General features: G+C 64.5%; 20 protein-coding genes. 5 read left to right on the top strand and 15 right to left on the bottom strand.

Going from position 1 to position 14878, the window contains the following annotated elements; all coding sequences use genetic code 11:
* Nucleotides 1-18 precede the first annotated feature (18 nt).
* The 3 genes from ECTHA_RS0116210 to ECTHA_RS0116200 are packed head-to-tail and all read right to left on the bottom strand — an operon-like array spanning nucleotide 19 to nucleotide 3515.
* The gene (locus ECTHA_RS0116210; RefSeq protein ID WP_025282807.1) at nucleotides 19-291 is read right to left on the bottom strand and encodes an oxidative damage protection protein; all 273 of its coding nucleotides are present in this window, start codon (nucleotides 289-291) and stop codon (nucleotides 19-21) included.
* Complete coding sequence (gene mutY, locus ECTHA_RS18740; protein ID WP_025282808.1) at nucleotides 257-1378, bottom strand: A/G-specific adenine glycosylase; 1122 nt, start codon at nucleotides 1376-1378, stop codon at nucleotides 257-259. The genes ECTHA_RS0116210 and mutY overlap by 35 nt, the downstream gene beginning before the upstream one ends.
* A complete protein-coding gene (locus ECTHA_RS0116200; protein ID WP_025282809.1) occupies nucleotides 1350-3515 on the bottom strand; it encodes an AsmA family protein in 2166 nt (721 codons plus the stop codon). Before ECTHA_RS0116200 ends, mutY begins: the two co-directional genes overlap by 29 nt.
* 223 nt (nucleotides 3516-3738) lie before the next feature.
* Here ECTHA_RS0116200 and ECTHA_RS0116195 point away from each other — a divergent pair, with 223 nt between their 5' ends.
* Entirely contained in the window at nucleotides 3739-4188 is a 450-nt protein-coding gene (locus ECTHA_RS0116195; protein WP_025282810.1) for an arsenate-mycothiol transferase ArsC, read from the top strand.
* Nucleotides 4189-4207: 19 nt separating this feature from the next.
* Here ECTHA_RS0116195 and moaC read toward each other — a convergent pair whose 3' ends face one another.
* The gene (gene moaC / locus ECTHA_RS0116190; RefSeq protein WP_025282811.1) at nucleotides 4208-4684 is read right to left on the bottom strand and encodes a cyclic pyranopterin monophosphate synthase MoaC; all 477 of its coding nucleotides are present in this window, start codon (nucleotides 4682-4684) and stop codon (nucleotides 4208-4210) included.
* A gap of 81 nt (nucleotides 4685-4765) precedes the next feature.
* Here moaC and ECTHA_RS0116185 point away from each other — a divergent pair, with 81 nt between their 5' ends.
* Nucleotides 4766-4999 (top strand): MoaD/ThiS family protein, encoded by a 234-nt coding sequence (locus ECTHA_RS0116185; RefSeq protein ID WP_025282812.1) that lies wholly within the window; start codon nucleotides 4766-4768, stop codon nucleotides 4997-4999.
* Between the two features lies 1 nt (nucleotide 5000).
* Entirely contained in the window at nucleotides 5001-5459 is a 459-nt protein-coding gene (locus tag ECTHA_RS0116180) for a molybdenum cofactor biosynthesis protein MoaE (protein ID WP_026623890.1), read from the top strand.
* A gap of 99 nt (nucleotides 5460-5558) precedes the next feature.
* Here ECTHA_RS0116180 and ECTHA_RS0116175 read toward each other — a convergent pair whose 3' ends face one another.
* The 11 genes from ECTHA_RS0116175 to ECTHA_RS0116125 all read right to left on the bottom strand — a co-directional run bounded on the left by ECTHA_RS0116175 (nucleotide 5559) and on the right by ECTHA_RS0116125 (nucleotide 13868).
* A complete protein-coding gene (locus tag ECTHA_RS0116175) occupies nucleotides 5559-6503 on the bottom strand; it encodes a DnaJ C-terminal domain-containing protein (RefSeq protein WP_025281729.1) in 945 nt (314 codons plus the stop codon).
* A gap of 90 nt (nucleotides 6504-6593) precedes the next feature.
* Nucleotides 6594-7028: an Hsp20/alpha crystallin family protein gene (locus ECTHA_RS0116170; RefSeq protein WP_025281730.1), complete on the bottom strand. Its 435-nt coding sequence runs from the start codon at nucleotides 7026-7028 to the stop codon at nucleotides 6594-6596.
* Nucleotides 7029-7127: 99 nt separating this feature from the next.
* Nucleotides 7128-7355: a DUF2835 domain-containing protein gene (locus ECTHA_RS0116165; protein WP_025281731.1), complete on the bottom strand. Its 228-nt coding sequence runs from the start codon at nucleotides 7353-7355 to the stop codon at nucleotides 7128-7130.
* A gap of 6 nt (nucleotides 7356-7361) precedes the next feature.
* Nucleotides 7362-8228, bottom strand: a complete 867-nt coding sequence (locus tag ECTHA_RS0116160; RefSeq protein ID WP_025281732.1) for a YicC/YloC family endoribonuclease — start codon at nucleotides 8226-8228, stop codon at nucleotides 7362-7364.
* A 71-nt stretch (nucleotides 8229-8299) separates the two neighbouring features.
* Complete coding sequence (locus ECTHA_RS0116155; protein WP_084307089.1) at nucleotides 8300-9586, bottom strand: HD-GYP domain-containing protein; 1287 nt, start codon at nucleotides 9584-9586, stop codon at nucleotides 8300-8302.
* A gap of 148 nt (nucleotides 9587-9734) precedes the next feature.
* Complete coding sequence (locus tag ECTHA_RS0116150; RefSeq protein WP_084307087.1) at nucleotides 9735-10262, bottom strand: PilW family protein; 528 nt, start codon at nucleotides 10260-10262, stop codon at nucleotides 9735-9737.
* Nucleotides 10259-10708: a type IV pilus modification protein PilV gene (pilV, locus tag ECTHA_RS0116145; protein ID WP_025281734.1), complete on the bottom strand. Its 450-nt coding sequence runs from the start codon at nucleotides 10706-10708 to the stop codon at nucleotides 10259-10261. Before pilV ends, ECTHA_RS0116150 begins: the two co-directional genes overlap by 4 nt.
* A 203-nt stretch (nucleotides 10709-10911) precedes the next feature.
* Nucleotides 10912-11109 (bottom strand): YjfB family protein, encoded by a 198-nt coding sequence (locus ECTHA_RS0116140; RefSeq protein ID WP_025281735.1) that lies wholly within the window; start codon nucleotides 11107-11109, stop codon nucleotides 10912-10914.
* A 122-nt stretch (nucleotides 11110-11231) separates the two neighbouring features.
* Entirely contained in the window at nucleotides 11232-12170 is a 939-nt protein-coding gene (locus ECTHA_RS0116135; RefSeq protein WP_025281736.1) for a metal ABC transporter permease, read from the bottom strand.
* The gene (locus ECTHA_RS18735; protein WP_025281737.1) at nucleotides 12170-12970 is read right to left on the bottom strand and encodes a metal ABC transporter ATP-binding protein; all 801 of its coding nucleotides are present in this window, start codon (nucleotides 12968-12970) and stop codon (nucleotides 12170-12172) included. Before ECTHA_RS18735 ends, ECTHA_RS0116135 begins: the two co-directional genes overlap by 1 nt.
* On the bottom strand, nucleotides 12963-13868 hold the full coding sequence (locus tag ECTHA_RS0116125; RefSeq protein WP_025281738.1) for a metal ABC transporter solute-binding protein, Zn/Mn family: 906 nt from the start codon (nucleotides 13866-13868) through the stop codon (nucleotides 12963-12965). Before ECTHA_RS0116125 ends, ECTHA_RS18735 begins: the two co-directional genes overlap by 8 nt.
* Before the next feature lie 239 nt (nucleotides 13869-14107).
* Between ECTHA_RS0116125 and ECTHA_RS20570 the strand changes: the two genes are divergently transcribed.
* The gene (locus ECTHA_RS20570) at nucleotides 14108-14236 is read left to right on the top strand and encodes a hypothetical protein (protein ID WP_274520767.1); all 129 of its coding nucleotides are present in this window, start codon (nucleotides 14108-14110) and stop codon (nucleotides 14234-14236) included.
* Nucleotides 14237-14306: 70 nt separating this feature from the next.
* The gene (gene aroK, locus ECTHA_RS0116115; protein ID WP_025281739.1) at nucleotides 14307-14876 is read left to right on the top strand and encodes a shikimate kinase AroK; all 570 of its coding nucleotides are present in this window, start codon (nucleotides 14307-14309) and stop codon (nucleotides 14874-14876) included.
* Nucleotides 14877-14878: the final 2 nt, after the last annotated feature.

Raw genomic sequence — 14878 nt, 5'->3', positions numbered from 1 at the left:
AATTCGAAGCAACCAGCCCTATTTGCTGGGGTCCACGTAACCTTCCGGCATGGTGGCGCCGTCACCAAAGAAGAATTTCTCCATCTCCTCCTCCAGGAACTGACGCGCCTTGGGGTCGATGGGGGTCAGGCGATACTCGTTGATGAGCATGGTCTGGTGACCCATCCACTTCTGCCAGGCCTGCTTGGAAACGTTCTCGAAGATCCGCTTGCCCAGTTCACCGGGATAGGGGGGGAAGTCCAGGCCTTCGGCCTCTTCACCCAGCATTACGCATTTCACCATGCGAGCCATTGGTCTCTCCGTCTTCTTGCGTGATTTGTTTCAGCAGCCGGGCCACTGGCGCTGCCAGTCCCAGCCCTGCCTGAGCCGTGTCTTTATACCAGACGCGGCCGGCACCTTCCATCACGCCCGCGGCAGGGTCTTGTACCCACATCCGCAGCGGGGTGATGTGTAGGCGAAAGTGGGTGAAGGTGTGCACGAAGGGCTCCATGGCATGACATTCCTGGGGATCCACCCCCAGCCGTGCCTGGCACCATGCCGCCGCATCATCCGTTGAAGCCACTTCCGGAAAACCCCACAGACCACCCCATAGCCCGGTGGGCGGGCGCTGTTCCAGCAGGATGCCTTCCGGGCCCTGGATGATCAGCATGCACACCTGACGCAGGGGTTGCTCGCGACGGGGTCTGGGGGTGGGCAGGCTGGATTGCAGCCCCTGGGCACGGGCCAGGCAATCGGTGGCAACCGGACAGGCATCGCAGCGGGGCCGGCTTCGGGTGCACACGGTGGCCCCCAGATCCATGATGGCCTGGGTGTAGTCTGCCACTCGCTGGGCGGGTGTAAGGTTTTCCGCCAGCATCCATAGGTGCTTTTGAACCGCGGCCTCGCCGGTCCAGCCCTGCACGGCCTGATGGCGCGCCAGCACCCGCTTGACGTTGCCATCCAGGATCGCCTCGTGCTGTCCCCGGGACAGGGCCAGGATGGCTGCCGCCGTGGAGCGTCCGATACCCGGCAGGGCCTCCAGCGCCGGGCGCTCACGGGGAAACTGACCCTGGTGCTGCTCCACCAGTTGCTGCGCTGCCCTGTGCAGATTGCGGCCCCGGGCGTAGTAGCCCAGCCCCGACCAGTAATGCAGCACTTCATCCTGCGTGGCCGAAGCCAGGGCATGCACATCCGGGAACCGGGCCATGAAACGCTGGAAGTACGGGATGACCGTCCCCACCTGGGTCTGCTGGAGCATGATCTCCGACACCCAGACCCGGTAGGGGGTCACTTGCTTTTGCCAGGGCAGGTCGTGGCGACCGTGCTGGTCATACCAGTCCAGCAGGCGCGCCGCGAAATCCCCCGAGGGCTCAGCGCAACCGGTCAAGCAGACGGTCACCCAACTCCTCCTGGATCCGGCTGCCCTCTTCCCGCAGGCGCTCGCGCTGTTCCTCGATGACCGGGTCCACCCGCTCGCGGACCCGCTCCTCGGCCTCTTCCCGCACGCGGCTCTCAAGCACCGAGCGCAGATCCAGGCCGAAACGCGGCTCGGCGAAGCTGCCACGAATCGTGATGGGCAGATTCACGTTGCGCAGATCCGACAGGTCCCGGCCACCCTGACCTTTCAGGGTGCCCACCAGGCTGGTGTCCAGACGGTAATCCAGCTGTTCCCGGTTCAGGTCCACCTCGCCTCGACCACGAATTCGCAGCAGCGGCGAGGCGGCCCGCAGATCGTCATTCTTCACCACGCCGTTGTTGATGTTGAAGCTGCCCGTGATCTCGGTGAAGTCGGTCTGACGCGGCTCGTCGGTCTCCTCGGGGGAACGCCCGCGCACGCGCGCCTCGGCATCGCGGATGACCTGGGCCACGTTGATGCCCTTGACCGCGCCATCGGCGACTCGCATCTGCCCGTTGCCATTGAGACCATTGATCAGGGCCTTCACCGAGTTGCCGCGGCTGGTGACGTCAAAACTCACATCCGCGCCGCCGGTGACCATGGCATCACCGGTGAGATCCTCCAGCAGGCCGCCAAAACGGATGCCTTCAAGGGATTGGCGGGCCTGAATGCGCGGGGTGTCCTGGCGGACATCCAGTCCAAGGCGACCATCCAGCTGGCCCTCGTAAAGGCTTGCCTGAACCGACTCCACGTCCAGTTGGCCATCGCGGGCCCGCAGCTTCAGGTTCACGTCCTGCATGCGCAGGCCGGCCACCGTCAGGTTGCCCACGCGCAGATCGCCGGCCACTTTCAACTCCCGCAGCATGTCCACGGGCAGTTCCAGGGGTTCTTCGGGCCAGCCGTCCCGTGCGGGGGTGTCGCCGTTGGCATCACCATTGCCGTTGGCCTCGGCGGCTGGCGGCAGGTAATGATCCAGGTTGATACGATCCAGTTGCATGGATACGTTCACATCGGGGTTGGCCAGATCCTTCACCGTGGCCTGCCCGCTGAGGGTGCTTTGATCCAGGGTGACGATCAACTGGGTCACTTTCAGCTCATCCCCCTGCATTTCAAAGGCCATATCCATCGCCGCCCGTCGGAGCACATCCGGATTGGCCGTCTCGGGTGGCTCCATGGCCAGCTCTTCCATCAGACCACGGGGACTGAACTGACCGCTGCGCAATTCACCATGGACACGGGGCTCGCCGCTCAGCCCGGCCACTTCCACAAGACCGGTGAACTGGGTGTCGAAGGCGTTTACGGTCATGCGCTCCACCTTGGCCAGGTCATTGAGCAGATCAGCCATCAGATCCGCCTCCACCCGAACCGTGATGGGGGCCGGCAGGGCCTCACCCGTGCCTTCCACCTGGGCCACCATGCGGCGCAGGGCGTAGCGCTGGTTGGCCACATCCAGGAAAACGAGCCCTTGCAGTTCCACGGCCGTATCCAGGTCATCCATGAGCGCCCGTAGGGAGAGGTCCAGGCGGGTCTCCTGGGCCAGGCGCAGGCGACCCAATTCGAGATTGAAGGGGTCCACGCTCAGGCGGGTGCCCGTTTGATCATCGCGCCAGTTGAGCCGGGCATCGCGCACCTGAATCCCCGCGATATCCAGCCCCCGCAGGATCTCGGGGACCGTTTCCGGGTCGTCAGCGGGCCGGGTGACCGGTCGGGTTTCTTCCGAGGGCTCGGCGACCGCCTCTTCGTCGATCAGGTCATCCCAGTTGGTCCGACCCTCGGCGTCGCGGGCCAGGTTGAGTTCAAGCCCTTCAAGGCGCACCTGCTGCACCTGCAGTTCCCGACGCAGCAGCGGTAGCAAGGCCACCGCCACGTCCACCTCGCCCACCCGGGCAAAGTGTTCTTCTTCAAAGCCTTCGGCGTTGGACAAGGTGGTCTCACCCAGCTCCAGCCCCAGACGCGGGAAGACGGAGAGGCCGATGTCGCCAGTGATCACCAGGGTGCGCCCGGTCTGTTCCTCCACCACCGCGCTGATGCGGTCCTTGTAGTCGTTGGGGTCGACGATGACCAGCAGAAAGCCCACCAGCACCACAAGCAGCACCAGCAGCGCGAAGATGGCCAACAGGCCGCGCTTGATCCATTTCATCGAGTGATTACCTCGTCGGTAGCCTATGCATCGTCGACCCACCTTGCGCGGGCATTCCGAGGGCCCGGCGAGTCGCCATTTTCGTCAGTGTACTAAGGCCCGGGGCCTGAAAGCCATGACAAGGCCACGGCAGGTGCCCGGCACACAGCGCGGATCTGGCTTTCCGGTAGAGGCGGTGAGTACAATCCATAGGTACTGGCCGCCTCACGCTGAAACCCCGCCCATGCCCGAGAAACCCGACCTGCGGCGCAAGCCCCACATCCTGTTCCTGGGCCACACCAACACGGCCCGCACCCTGGTGGCGGAGGCCTATGCCCGGCAACTGATGCCGGACCTGGTGGAGGCTCGCTCCGCCGGCCTGCAGGCGGGCAAGGTCCAGCCCCGCGCCCTGGCGGTGCTGCGCGAAGAGGAGCTGGAATCCCCGGCCCTGGAGGCCAAGGCCCTGGATCGGGACTTGCTGGAGTGGGCAGACATGGTCATCACCCTGTGCACCGACCCGGCCAAGCTGCCCCTGCCCGCCGCTGAGAGTTTTATCTGCAAGAACTGGCCCATGGACCCGCCCACGCGTTTTGCCGCAGACGGGGACGATCTGGAGCCCTTCAGGCGCATGCGCGACGACGTGAAACGCCGCGTGCGCCTGCTGGCCAACTCCATGCGCTTGATGCAGCGCTGAGCTGCACTTGCCCGGGCTGTTACGCCCGCTGCCAGTCACCGGACTGGCCACCCGACTTGCTGACCAGGCCGATCCCTTCCATGACCATGCCCCGATCCACCGCCTTGCACATGTCGTAGATGGTGAGCAGGGCCACCTGCACGGCGGTGAGGGCCTCCATCTCCACACCGGTGGGGCCGGTGGTTTCGGCGGTCACGCAACAGTACACGGCGGGCGGCTCATCCACAGGCGCCAGATCCACCTGCACCCGGCTCAGGGCGATGGGGTGACACAGGGGGATCAGGTCGGCGGTCCGCTTGCTGGCCATGATGGCCGCCACCCGGGCGATGCCCAGCACATCTCCCTTCCTGTGGTCGCCCTGGCGGATTTTTTCCAGGGTGGATGCCTGAACGCGGATGCGCCCCTCGGCCACAGCCACGCGACGGGTAGGTGGCTTGTGCCCCACATCCACCATGTGGGCCTGGCCGGAGGCGTCGAAATGTGTGAGATCGTTCATGAGTGGCATCCTGATGGGTATGGCGCCCGGGATCAACGAATGTTTAAGCTGTGCTCAGAGACTGACCGGGATCCGCACGCCATGTCCATTACCGTTCGTTACTTTGCCAGCCTGAGGGAGCAGTTGGGTGCATCGGAGGCCTCGGTGTCCGCTGACGGGATTCGCTGCGTGGCGGATGTCTGGCAACGTGCCCAACCCGGCCGCGACCTGCCACCCCGGGTGCTGGCAGCCGTGAATCATGCCCATGCCTCACTGGAAGATACGGTGACGGACGGCGACGAGGTGGCCTTTTTCCCACCCGTGACGGGGGGTTGAGATGGCTGTGGTGCTGCACAGTGAACCACTGGAGCCCTTCAATCTGGTGAATGAGCATGAAGGTGGCCTGTCCCCGGGGAGTTTCGGGGCCTGCGCGCTGTTTGTGGGCACCATGCGGGATTTCAACGACGGGGATGCAGTGACAGCCATGACCCTGGAGCATTACCCGGGGATGACCGAGCGTGAGCTTGCGCTCATCGAGGATGAGGCCCGCACCCGATGGCCTGTTCAGGACTCCCTGATCGGTCATCGGGTGGGCCGGGTCGAACCGGGGCAGCCCATCGTGGTGGTGGCGGTGTGGTCGGCCCATCGTCAGGCGGCCTTTGATGCCTGCCGGTTTCTGATGGAGGCGCTCAAGGAGCGGGCCACATTCTGGAAGCAGGAGGAGCTGCAGGATGGGCGCCGGCGGTGGGTGTCGCCCTCACCCCAACCCCTCTCCCCGGAGGGGAGAGGGGCTTAGCCTGCCCCCCCATCATCAAGCCCCATTCTCCCCTTGGGGAGGGGATGAGGGGCGCGGCGGGCACGGTGCCAGCGGTGGAGGCACCTGATCTGTTGCCGGTCAGCCATTCCCCGGCAGATGTTCCCTCGGGTTGAAAGGCATTTCCTTCTGCATGCGCTCATAGAACTCCCGGGCCTTGTCCGAGTCTGCCGGGGGCGTGACGATCTGCAGTATCAGGTACTGGTCGCCCGGCGGTGACCCGGGCATGCCGCGGCCCTTGAGGCGCAGCTTGCCCCCCGATCGGGAGCCGGCGGGCACCTTCATGTCCACCTGCCCCTCCAGGGTGGGCACGCTCACCGTGGCACCCAGCGCGGCCTCCCAGGGGGTGATGGGCAGGTCCAGATGGATGTCGCGGCCCTCCAGGCGAAAATGCCGATGCGGGCGGATGCGCACTTCCAGATACAGGTCGCCGGCATCGCCCCCACCCACACCCTGGGCACCCTGACCGGACAGGCGAATGCGTTTGCCCTCGGTGACCCCGGCAGGGATCTTCACCTGAAGGCTGCGCTCACCAATGCGAACCGGAACGGAGCCACCGCGAAAGGCCTGTTCCAGGTCCAGCTGGATGCGGGCGTTCTGGTCCTGGCCACGGCTGGCGAACCCCCGCTGGGTGCGATGCCCACGGGTGCGCCGGGCGCTGCCCCCGAACAGGGTCTCGAAAAAGTCGGAGAAGTCGCTCTCACTGAAACCTGCCTGAGGGCCGGCATCACGAAAGCCACCCGGCTGTGGGCCACCGGCACCGAACCAGGCATCCCAGTCCGGTGGTGGACGAAAGTCCTCACCCGAGCGCCAGTTGCTGCCCAACTGATCATAAGCCTTGCGCTTTTCCGCATCACCCAGGACCTCGTACGCTTCGTTCACTTCCTTGAAGCGGTCCTCGGCATTGGCCTCCTTGCTCACATCGGGATGGTATTTGCGCGCCAGCCGACGATAGGCCTTCTTGAGGTCGTCCTGGGAGGCGGATCGATCCACCCCCAGGACCTTGTAATAGTCTTTGTATTCCATAACCGCCTACGATACTCCAAAACAAGAGCGCCGCGTGATCACGCGGCGCAGGTTGCGTCCTGCCGAACGCCTTCCGAGTGGAGTCCGGGGTCATCCTTCCACGGTGATGCGCCGGGGCTGCACCTTTTCCTGCTTGGGAATGCGCACTTCCAACACACCGTTGGCGCTGCGGGCGCTGATGCGCTCGGCGTCTGCCGTGTCGGGCAGGGAGAAGCGACGATAGAAGCTGCCGCGGATGCGCTCCACGCGCTTGTACCCTTCGCGCTCTTCCGCGCTTTCGGCCTTGCGCTCACCGCGGATGGTCAGCACGCCGTTTTCCATATGGACTTCAATGTCCTTGGGGTCCACGCCGGGCACGTCCGCGTGCAGCACATAGGCGTCCTTCTCCTCCCGGATATCCACCGCCGGCACCCAGTCGCTGGTGGCCGCAGCCTCTTCGCCACCGGCCATGGCCGGGTTCAGGCGATCCAGTTCCCGGGACAGCTGGTTCAGCAGGCTCCAGGGTTCATAACGGGTCGTCAACATGGCTATCACCTCCACTTGTCTCGTTAGTCAAGGCAACTTCGCCTTTCGCTATCCGATATAGGGGCCGTGGAGAGGATTTCAAGGGGGATTTGTCACCGTTCATCCGGTGCTCATGCGCTCCAGTGACTGCAGCCGGAATTGGTCATCCACCGTCAGGCGAAACCGCCCGCGCACCCCGTCATGGGTCACGTGCGGGCGCAGCGCCGAGGCCGGAAACCGAACCGTGCGACCCTCCTGTGACCAGGCCACCACGGAGGCCGCCGACCCGGAGTAGTAGCGCAGGAATTCGTCGCGGGGGATGTCCAGTCGGAAGTGATAGCGGTGCACCGGGGCCTATTCCAGGTTCTGGATCTGCTCGCGCATCTGTTCGATGAGCACCTTGAGTTCCACGGCGGCCTGGGTGGTTTCCATGTCGTTGGACTTGGAACTCAGGGTGTTGGCCTCGCGGTTGAGTTCCTGCATGAGAAAATCCAGGCGCCGCCCCACCGGCTCGCGGCGCTCCAGGACCGCCTGGATCTCCTTCACATGGCCCTCCAGGCGATCCAGTTCCTCGGCCACGTCCAGCTTCTGGGCCTGCAGGGCCAGTTCCTGCTCCAGCCTGCCGGGCTCAAGGTCGGTGCCCAGTTCCTGAATGCGACTGCGAACCCGTTCGCGCAGGGCCTCCACCACCTGGGGTCGCCGTGCGCGCACCCGGGCCACCTGCTCGGTAATGGCCTTGCAACGGGCCTGAAGCAGTTCCTTGATGTGCGCCCCCTCACGACCGCGATTGTCCACCAGGGTGTTCAGAGCCTCATCCAGCAGCTCCAGGGCGGCGGTCATCACGGGTTGCAGATCCTGCTCGGGCTCGATCACCACGCCCGGCCAGCGCAGGATGTCCATCGCCGTCATGCGTGCCGCGTTCATCATCCAGTGCTCGACACGCACCACGGTGCTGATCATTTCCTTGGCCAGCTCCTCGTTGAGTTCGATGGTGTCCTGGTCAGCGCTGCCCCGGCGAAAGCGCAGGTTGCACTCCACCTTGCCCCGCCCCAGCCGGGCCTGGATGCGCTCGCGCACCTTGCCCTCCAGACCACGGAGTTCCTCAGGCAGCCGCGGCGAGATCTCAAGGTAACGGTGGTTGACGCTGCGCAGCTCCCAGACAAGCGAACCGTACTCGCCCGAAGATTCGCATCGCGCGAAGCCGGTCATGCTGAATAACATGGGATCTCCCGATATGTGGATTGACCAGCAGATTGTAGCGGTTCGGTCGGATACCGACAGGCCTGGGTGCATCAGCGGGCCACGGCGCGTTCCGCTGGCGCCTGCCAGCCCTCCTGCGTCACGTATTGGACCACCTGATGGGGGTCGATCCCATGGCTGCCGGGCTCGAGGACCGAACGTATGGCGGGGGCGGAGGAACCCGCCTCCCAGGCCGTGCTCGCCAGATTGAGGAGGCTCGGGGTGTGCATGGGGCTGTGTTCCGCATCCAGCAGCAGCATCACCGTGGGCCTGAGGCGATGGCGGGCATTGAAGCCCACCACCACCCCTACCTCACCGGAGGTGAGTTCCACCAGACTGCCCACCGGATAGATGCCCACGCAGCGGATGAAGGCCTCCACCAGTTCGGTATCCAGTTCCTCGCCACGCATGCGAAAGATGATGTTCAGGGCGTCCTGCGGGGTCATTCCATCGTGGTAAACCCGTTTACTACTGATGGCGTCGTAGACATCCACCACCGCCACCAGGCGGGCATGGGGTGGAATGGCATCACCCTTGTGGCCGTTGGGGTAACCTGCGCCATTGATGCGCTCGTGATGACACAGGGCCGTCTGCAACGCCTGTTCGGGGAGATCCTTGTTGCGCTTGAGCAGGGCGTAGCCGAGCACGGGATGGGCCTTCATCTGCTCGAACTCTTCGGCGGTCAGCCGACGCGGGCAGTTGAGGATCTCCAGCGGCACGCGCAGCTTGCCGATATCGTGCAATAACGCGCCCAGACCCAGAACCTCCAGTTCGTCACGGCCCATTCCCAGAAAGCGCCCGAAGCTCAGCGACAGGATGCAGACATTGATGCTGTGCAATGAGGTGTATCGGTCACGTTCGCGCAGGTGGGTGAGCCACAACAGGGCATTGGGACTTTCCACCACCTGCTCGGCCAGATGGCTCACAACCCGACGCACCTGCCCGGTGTTTACCGAACGGCCCAGGCGGGCATCTTCCAGAACCTCGGTGATGTAATGCTGTGCATCCCGCCACACTGAACGGGCACGATCCATCTGTGCGCCGATTTCGGCGAGTGCTTCTGGCGGCGGCGCGTCGCACTCCACCTTGCGAACACGGTCAATGGCGGACCGGGTCCGGCGCCGGGTGCCCGGGGTGGGCTGGAGCAGTTCATCCGGGGTCTTGTCCCGGTCCACGGCAACGATGGTGCAGTTTTCCTTGAGGTAGCGGATCTGCTCATCCGTTTCCACCCAGAAGCCTTGCAGGGGAAACGGCGTACCCTGCCAGGGGCGATCCAGTTCGCAGACGTACATCCCCTTCCTGACGGACGTCGCGGCAAGCTCCTGCTTGATCACTGCCATCTCAACATCTCACCGGCGTGGCGCATGATTGTGCAGTATCTCACACTCTCCGGCCATCGCGGCACGATCAATCTCAACGGACCGCCGCCCCAGACCCGGCCCTGGAGACCCTGTCATGTGGGCGGTGCTGCCGACAGTATGCGGTTTCTCAGGGTGACATGGAATTCGAGATGGTGATCCCGTGGGGGCACCCCTTGAGCACCACCGCTTTGAAGCACCAACCCCACCGCACGGCCAGTGTGTCCTGCGCATCAGGCAGGGGCTGCACCATCAACCCGGACCCGGGCCGAAAGCCCCGCAGCAGTTCGTGATTGTGCTGCGAGCCATGGCGACAACGCAGGGCGTCGCCCTGGATGAAATAGGTCACCGTGTGCACACCCGGTGGCGCGCCGCACCAGTCGATGGTGCGATCCCGGACCACCGCCAATTCACCATTGGCGTGACTCACGTGCTCGGCACCGCGTATATCCCGGGCCAGATAGTCCACGGCAAAGGCCATGGTTTCCTGGAGCTGCCCGAACCGCTGGGCCTCCCGATAGGCCACGTGGTTGGCGAGAAAGACCTGCACCACCCCGGCCATCAAAATCAGGCCGATCACCATGGCGACCATCAGCTCGACCAGGGAAAAACCCCGCGCCGGATACTGTGGCCCCACTTCAACAGGAGCCGCACTCATGGCAGCGATACCGCTGGCGGTTGCAATGCATATTCGAACACCGGCCTGTCATCCGCGTCATCGAATCGCCCATCCACCCACCGGATGCGCACGGTGCAACCCGAGGCACCGCAGTCCAGCGCGCTATCGCCAGCCTCGGGCAGGCCGACGCGCTCCGGAGCATCCGGATCATGTTGCCAGTGGCCACGCCATGGCCCTTGCACGGATTCCGGGTCCGCCATACCCGTGGCCGCCGCCAGCCACAGACGCTCGCCGGCATCCATGGCCATGATGCTGGCCACGGTGCGCTGGTAGGCGGAATGGGCACTTTGCAGGGAGAACAGTTGCAGCCCGGCCAAGCCGAGCAGGCCTATGGAAAGCACCAGCAGCGCAACCAGGGCTTCGACGAGAGTGAAGCCCTGGAGATGACGGGGTGCTGAGGGGGGACGAGGAAGTCGGTTTGGCATGGGGGTCACCTCCTGTGACGATATCCGTTTCCTTGTGGGCCGAGCCGGGGTCGGGCAGGGGCAGACTAAGCCAACCGGGCAAGGGCATCAAGTCCTTGCAGCCGCCCCCCTCACCCCGACCCCTCTCCCCCAAGGGGCAAGGGGCTCAGTGAATCGGCCCCGAAGAGGCCGTTCTCATCAGGGGGCTGCGCCTTCGGGGCCCGTCAGGCCGTTACATTGATGTTGTTGCCCAGATTGGCAGGCAGGACCTGAGAACCGGGATCGGGCAGTGCATCCACCAGATCGGCGGCGACCTGTGCCTGGACATCAATGGCCTTCTTGGTGACGGCCGTGCCCACGTCAAGGGCAGTTTGCTGCTGGCTCAACTGAGTGGCCAGATTGGCAATGGCGTTGGCGTCCATGGGGATCTCCGAAACATCGCATGCGTGAATGTGAAGCCGTTTTCAGGGGGCTCGAGAAGGGTAGCGGCAGACCTGAAGCCGACTTGAGGGCACCGGACAGAAATCTTTCTCACCACCCGCCCTCAGGGCACCATGGCTGCCGCCCCCCGGCGCCGACGCCACCAGCGACCCACCAGGCCGTGGCGGGGCGCTGCCAGCAGGGCCACGGCGAACAGCGCGGTAGCCACCAGCACGATGGCACCGCCTGAGGCCACATCGAACAGGAAGGAAAGATACAACCCCAGCACCGCCGACAATATCCCGGTGCCCACCGACAACAACATCATGGTGGTCAGTCGGTCGGTGAGCAGATGAGCCGTGGCCCCCGGTGTGATGAGCATGGCCACCACCAGGATGATGCCCACCGTCTCCAGGCTGGCGACGATGGTGAGAGTAAGCAACAGGATCAGCCCGTAATGCACCACGCTGGTATTGAACCCGAGGGCCTGGGCCTGCATGGGGTCGAAGGTGTAAAGCACCAGGGATCGATAGAAGACCCATACCGCCACCAGGGCCACCACGCCGGAGAACAGGGTGAGCATCAGCGCCGGATATTGAACACCCAGGACATTCCCGAAAAGGATATGCATCAGGTGGGTATTGGTGGCGATCTTGCCGATGATCACCACCCCCAGGGCGAAGGCGAAGGTGAACATCAGGCCCATGGCCGCATCGGACTTGATGCGTGTGTGCCGCTCCAGTGCGCCAATGCCCAGGGCCGAGACGGCGCCGGCCAGGAAGGCGCCAATGAAGAAGGGCCAGCCCAGCAGATAGGCGATGGCCACACCGGGCAGCACGGCGTGGGAAATGGCATCGCCCAAAAGCGACCAGCGCTTGAGCACCACGAAGCAGGACAGCAGGCCGCAGATGGCGCCCACCAGGATGGAGGTGAGCAGGGCCCGCTGCATGAAGGCGTAGTCGAAGGGTGCCGAGAGGGCCTCGGGAAACAGGCCCACGATCAGCATCAAACCGGCGATCAATACGTCGATCAGGGCCATGCCCAGGGATTCGAACCATGCCATCACGATGCCTCCACCAAGGGTTCATGATCCCGCACCCATCCCGCCGCCGCAGTTCGGGCCAGCATCTCATCCACCAGCATGCGCTCGGGAGCCCCCATACCCACCACCTGGCGATTGAGCAGCAGCACCTTGTCCGCGTAGCGGCGGGCGCTGTCCATGTCGTGGGTGACCATGATCACGGTGCGCCCGGAACGGCGTTCGCCATCCAGCACCTTCATGATGAGGCGCTCGCTGGCGGTATCCACCCCGGCCAGGGGCTCGTCCAGTAGCAACACCCTGGCCTCCTGGGCCAGAGCCCGGGCCAACAGCACCCGCTTTTTCTGACCGCCCGAGAGCGCGCCGATGGGCCGGTCGGCATAATCCTGCATGTCGACGGCCTTGAGGGCCTGACGTACCACCGCCCAGTGCCGGGGGTCGCACCAGCGGGGCGGCACGATGCGCCTCCAGAAGGCATCGCCACGCATGTGGCCATAGCGACCCGTGAGCACCGTATCCCTGACGGAGATGGGAAAGTCCCATTCCACCGCCTCCTGCTGGGCCATGTAGGCCATCACCCCGGCACGGCGCTGGGCGGACGGCTCCTGCCCGAGCACCTGCACCTGCCCACGCTGCGCCTTCATCACCCCCAGCAGGATACGAAAAAGGGTCGACTTGCCAGCACCATTGGGGCCGATGATGGCTGTCCATTCACCGGCTGGCAGGTCGATGTGCACATCCTCCAGCACCGCTTGTCCATCGTAGGCCGCGTACACATGCCGGACTTCCACCGCGGGCAGCGACTGGTGTACCACTTCACTCATCCTGACGACCTCCAAGGTGTTCCCTGAGCAGCATCATGTTATGGCGCATCATGGCGAAATAATCCTCAGCGCCGCTACCGGGCTGCCCGAGGGAATCCACGTACAGGGGGCCGGCCACGGTCACGCCGGTGTCCTCGGCCACGCTGCGCACATGGCGATCCGAAATGGTGCTCTCCCAGAAGACGGCCCCGGGCGCCTGCTCACGCACCAGATCCACGATACGCATGATCTGCCGCGGGGAGCCCTCGGTCTCCGCGTTGGTTCCCCAAACGCCATCATGGCGCAGGCCATATGCGTGGGCGAAGTATACGAATGCTGCCTCGCTGGTGATCAGCAGGCGCTGCTCTTCGGGAATGGGGGAAAGCGCCTCAAGGATCTCCTCGTGGAGGACCTCAAGCTCGGACTCCAGGGCCCGGGCACGGGTGGCAAAGGCCTCAGCACGGGCGGGGTGAATGTCCCCCAGGGCCCGGGCAATGGCATGGCCGTAGGCAGCGGCCTTGCGAGGATCCATCCAGAGATGAGGATCGGGATCCCCTTCGAAATCACCGGTCACGATGGGATGGGTTTCCACCCCAGCCTGCTCGGCCACGGCCACCAGCGGCACGTCGCGCCGCGTCGTGGCGCGCACCTGCCCCATCCACTGTTCCAGCATGTAACCGTTGTAGAGCACCAGATCGGCTCGCTCCAGGGCCTTGAAGTTATCGGGCGTGAGCTCCCAGTCATGCACCTCTGCACCCACCGGGGTGAGCACCCTCACCTGGGCGTCGCCACCGGCCACCCTCTCCACCAGGTCTCCCAGGACCGAAAAGGTGGTCACCACGCGCGGGGGCTCGTGGGCGGCAAGCGGCACCGCCACCAGAGACAACACAAACAACGTGACCACGCGAAGGCTTTTCATGACATTACCCTCCCTTAAATGAGAATTAATCTTAATCTAATGCTAGCCCGGAATCCTGAAAATTTCCAGCCCCGGGAGTCGAGAAACGCAGGGCGTCTCGGGTGGGGTTGCCTCCGGAGCGCCAATGATCCACTCTCTTGATGGGAATTCGTGACCCGCACGAGCGCCGGACGAGTCAAAAGCCGCACAGACGGTCCGTTGCCGGCGCCCGATCCAAAACCTGTTCAGGAGGTGGAAACATGTCAGAAGAACTCGCAGGCCAGACCGTGGCCTCCCTGCAGCTGGGCGTACCCTTCATGGTGACCCTGTATGTGATCATCGGCATCATCATTGCCGCCCAGATCATCGTGGTGACCTTCCAGAAGTAAGCATCCCGAGCACCCGGCCCGCTGGTGGGCCGGGTGACCGCACGCCATGAAACCGCCCAGACGCACCCCATTGCCGGAAAAATCCAACATCGTCCTGATCGGACCCATGGGGGCCGGCAAATCCACCGTGGGTCGACACCTGGCCAGCCACCTGCACCTGCCCTTTGTGGACAGCGATCGGGAAATCGAGCGCCGCATGGGCGTGGACATCCCCACCATCTTTGAGTACGAGGGCGAGGATGGCTTTCGCCAGCGTGAAGCAGCGGTGATCGCCGACCTGTGCAGCCGCGAGGGCATCGTCCTGGCCACCGGTGGGGGCGTCGTGATGCGCCCGGAAAACCGGGAATGCCTGAAACGCTGTGGCCTGGTGGTGTATCTGCGCACCTCCGTGTCGGTACAACTGCGGCGCACCGCCCGGGATCGCAACCGCCCGCTGCTGCAAACGGAAAACCCCCGTGCCCGGCTGGAGGAGCTGCTCAGGATTCGCGACCCGCTGTACCGGGAGATCGCCCACCTGGTGGTGGACACCGACCGGGAACATCTACGCGGCACAGTGCGCACCGTGGCCCGGCGCTTCAGAGGTCGCCTCCCCAAGCCGGACAAGGCCCGCTCCCGGACACCCGTTTCCGCCCCGGAGTGATG

Origin of the sequence: Ectothiorhodospira haloalkaliphila ATCC 51935 (assembly GCF_000633935.1) — a bacterium.
GTDB classification, from domain to species: Bacteria; Pseudomonadota; Gammaproteobacteria; order Ectothiorhodospirales; family Ectothiorhodospiraceae; genus Ectothiorhodospira; species Ectothiorhodospira haloalkaliphila.
The sequence above is the reverse complement of the archived record's forward strand: the minus strand, read 5'-3'. Positions and strand labels throughout refer to the sequence as shown.

Bases quoted from the DNA above. Each gene is read 5' to 3' on its own strand.
- ECTHA_RS0116210 (WP_025282807.1), bottom strand. From the start codon at position 291: ATGGCTCGCATGGTGAAATGCGTAATGCTGGGTGAAGAGGCCGAAGGC.
- ECTHA_RS0116200 (WP_025282809.1), bottom strand. From the start codon at position 3,515: ATGAAATGGATCAAGCGCGGCCTGTTGGCCATCTTCGCGCTGCTGGTG.
- ECTHA_RS0116195 (WP_025282810.1), top strand. From the start codon at position 3,739: ATGCCCGAGAAACCCGACCTGCGGCGCAAGCCCCACATCCTGTTCCTG.
- moaC (WP_025282811.1), bottom strand. From the start codon at position 4,684: ATGAACGATCTCACACATTTCGACGCCTCCGGCCAGGCCCACATGGTG.
- ECTHA_RS0116185 (WP_025282812.1), top strand. From the start codon at position 4,766: ATGTCCATTACCGTTCGTTACTTTGCCAGCCTGAGGGAGCAGTTGGGT.
- ECTHA_RS0116180 (WP_026623890.1), top strand. From the start codon at position 5,001: ATGGCTGTGGTGCTGCACAGTGAACCACTGGAGCCCTTCAATCTGGTG.
- ECTHA_RS0116175 (WP_025281729.1), bottom strand. From the start codon at position 6,503: ATGGAATACAAAGACTATTACAAGGTCCTGGGGGTGGATCGATCCGCC.
- ECTHA_RS0116170 (WP_025281730.1), bottom strand. From the start codon at position 7,028: ATGTTGACGACCCGTTATGAACCCTGGAGCCTGCTGAACCAGCTGTCC.
- ECTHA_RS0116160 (WP_025281732.1), bottom strand. From the start codon at position 8,228: ATGTTATTCAGCATGACCGGCTTCGCGCGATGCGAATCTTCGGGCGAG.
- ECTHA_RS0116155 (WP_084307089.1), bottom strand. From the start codon at position 9,586: ATGGCAGTGATCAAGCAGGAGCTTGCCGCGACGTCCGTCAGGAAGGGG.
- ECTHA_RS0116150 (WP_084307087.1), bottom strand. From the start codon at position 10,262: ATGAGTGCGGCTCCTGTTGAAGTGGGGCCACAGTATCCGGCGCGGGGT.
- pilV (WP_025281734.1), bottom strand. From the start codon at position 10,708: ATGCCAAACCGACTTCCTCGTCCCCCCTCAGCACCCCGTCATCTCCAG.
- ECTHA_RS0116140 (WP_025281735.1), bottom strand. From the start codon at position 11,109: ATGGACGCCAACGCCATTGCCAATCTGGCCACTCAGTTGAGCCAGCAG.
- ECTHA_RS0116135 (WP_025281736.1), bottom strand. From the start codon at position 12,170: ATGGCATGGTTCGAATCCCTGGGCATGGCCCTGATCGACGTATTGATC.
- ECTHA_RS18735 (WP_025281737.1), bottom strand. From the start codon at position 12,970: ATGAGTGAAGTGGTACACCAGTCGCTGCCCGCGGTGGAAGTCCGGCAT.
- ECTHA_RS0116125 (WP_025281738.1), bottom strand. From the start codon at position 13,868: ATGAAAAGCCTTCGCGTGGTCACGTTGTTTGTGTTGTCTCTGGTGGCG.
- ECTHA_RS20570 (WP_274520767.1), top strand. From the start codon at position 14,108: ATGTCAGAAGAACTCGCAGGCCAGACCGTGGCCTCCCTGCAGCTGGGC.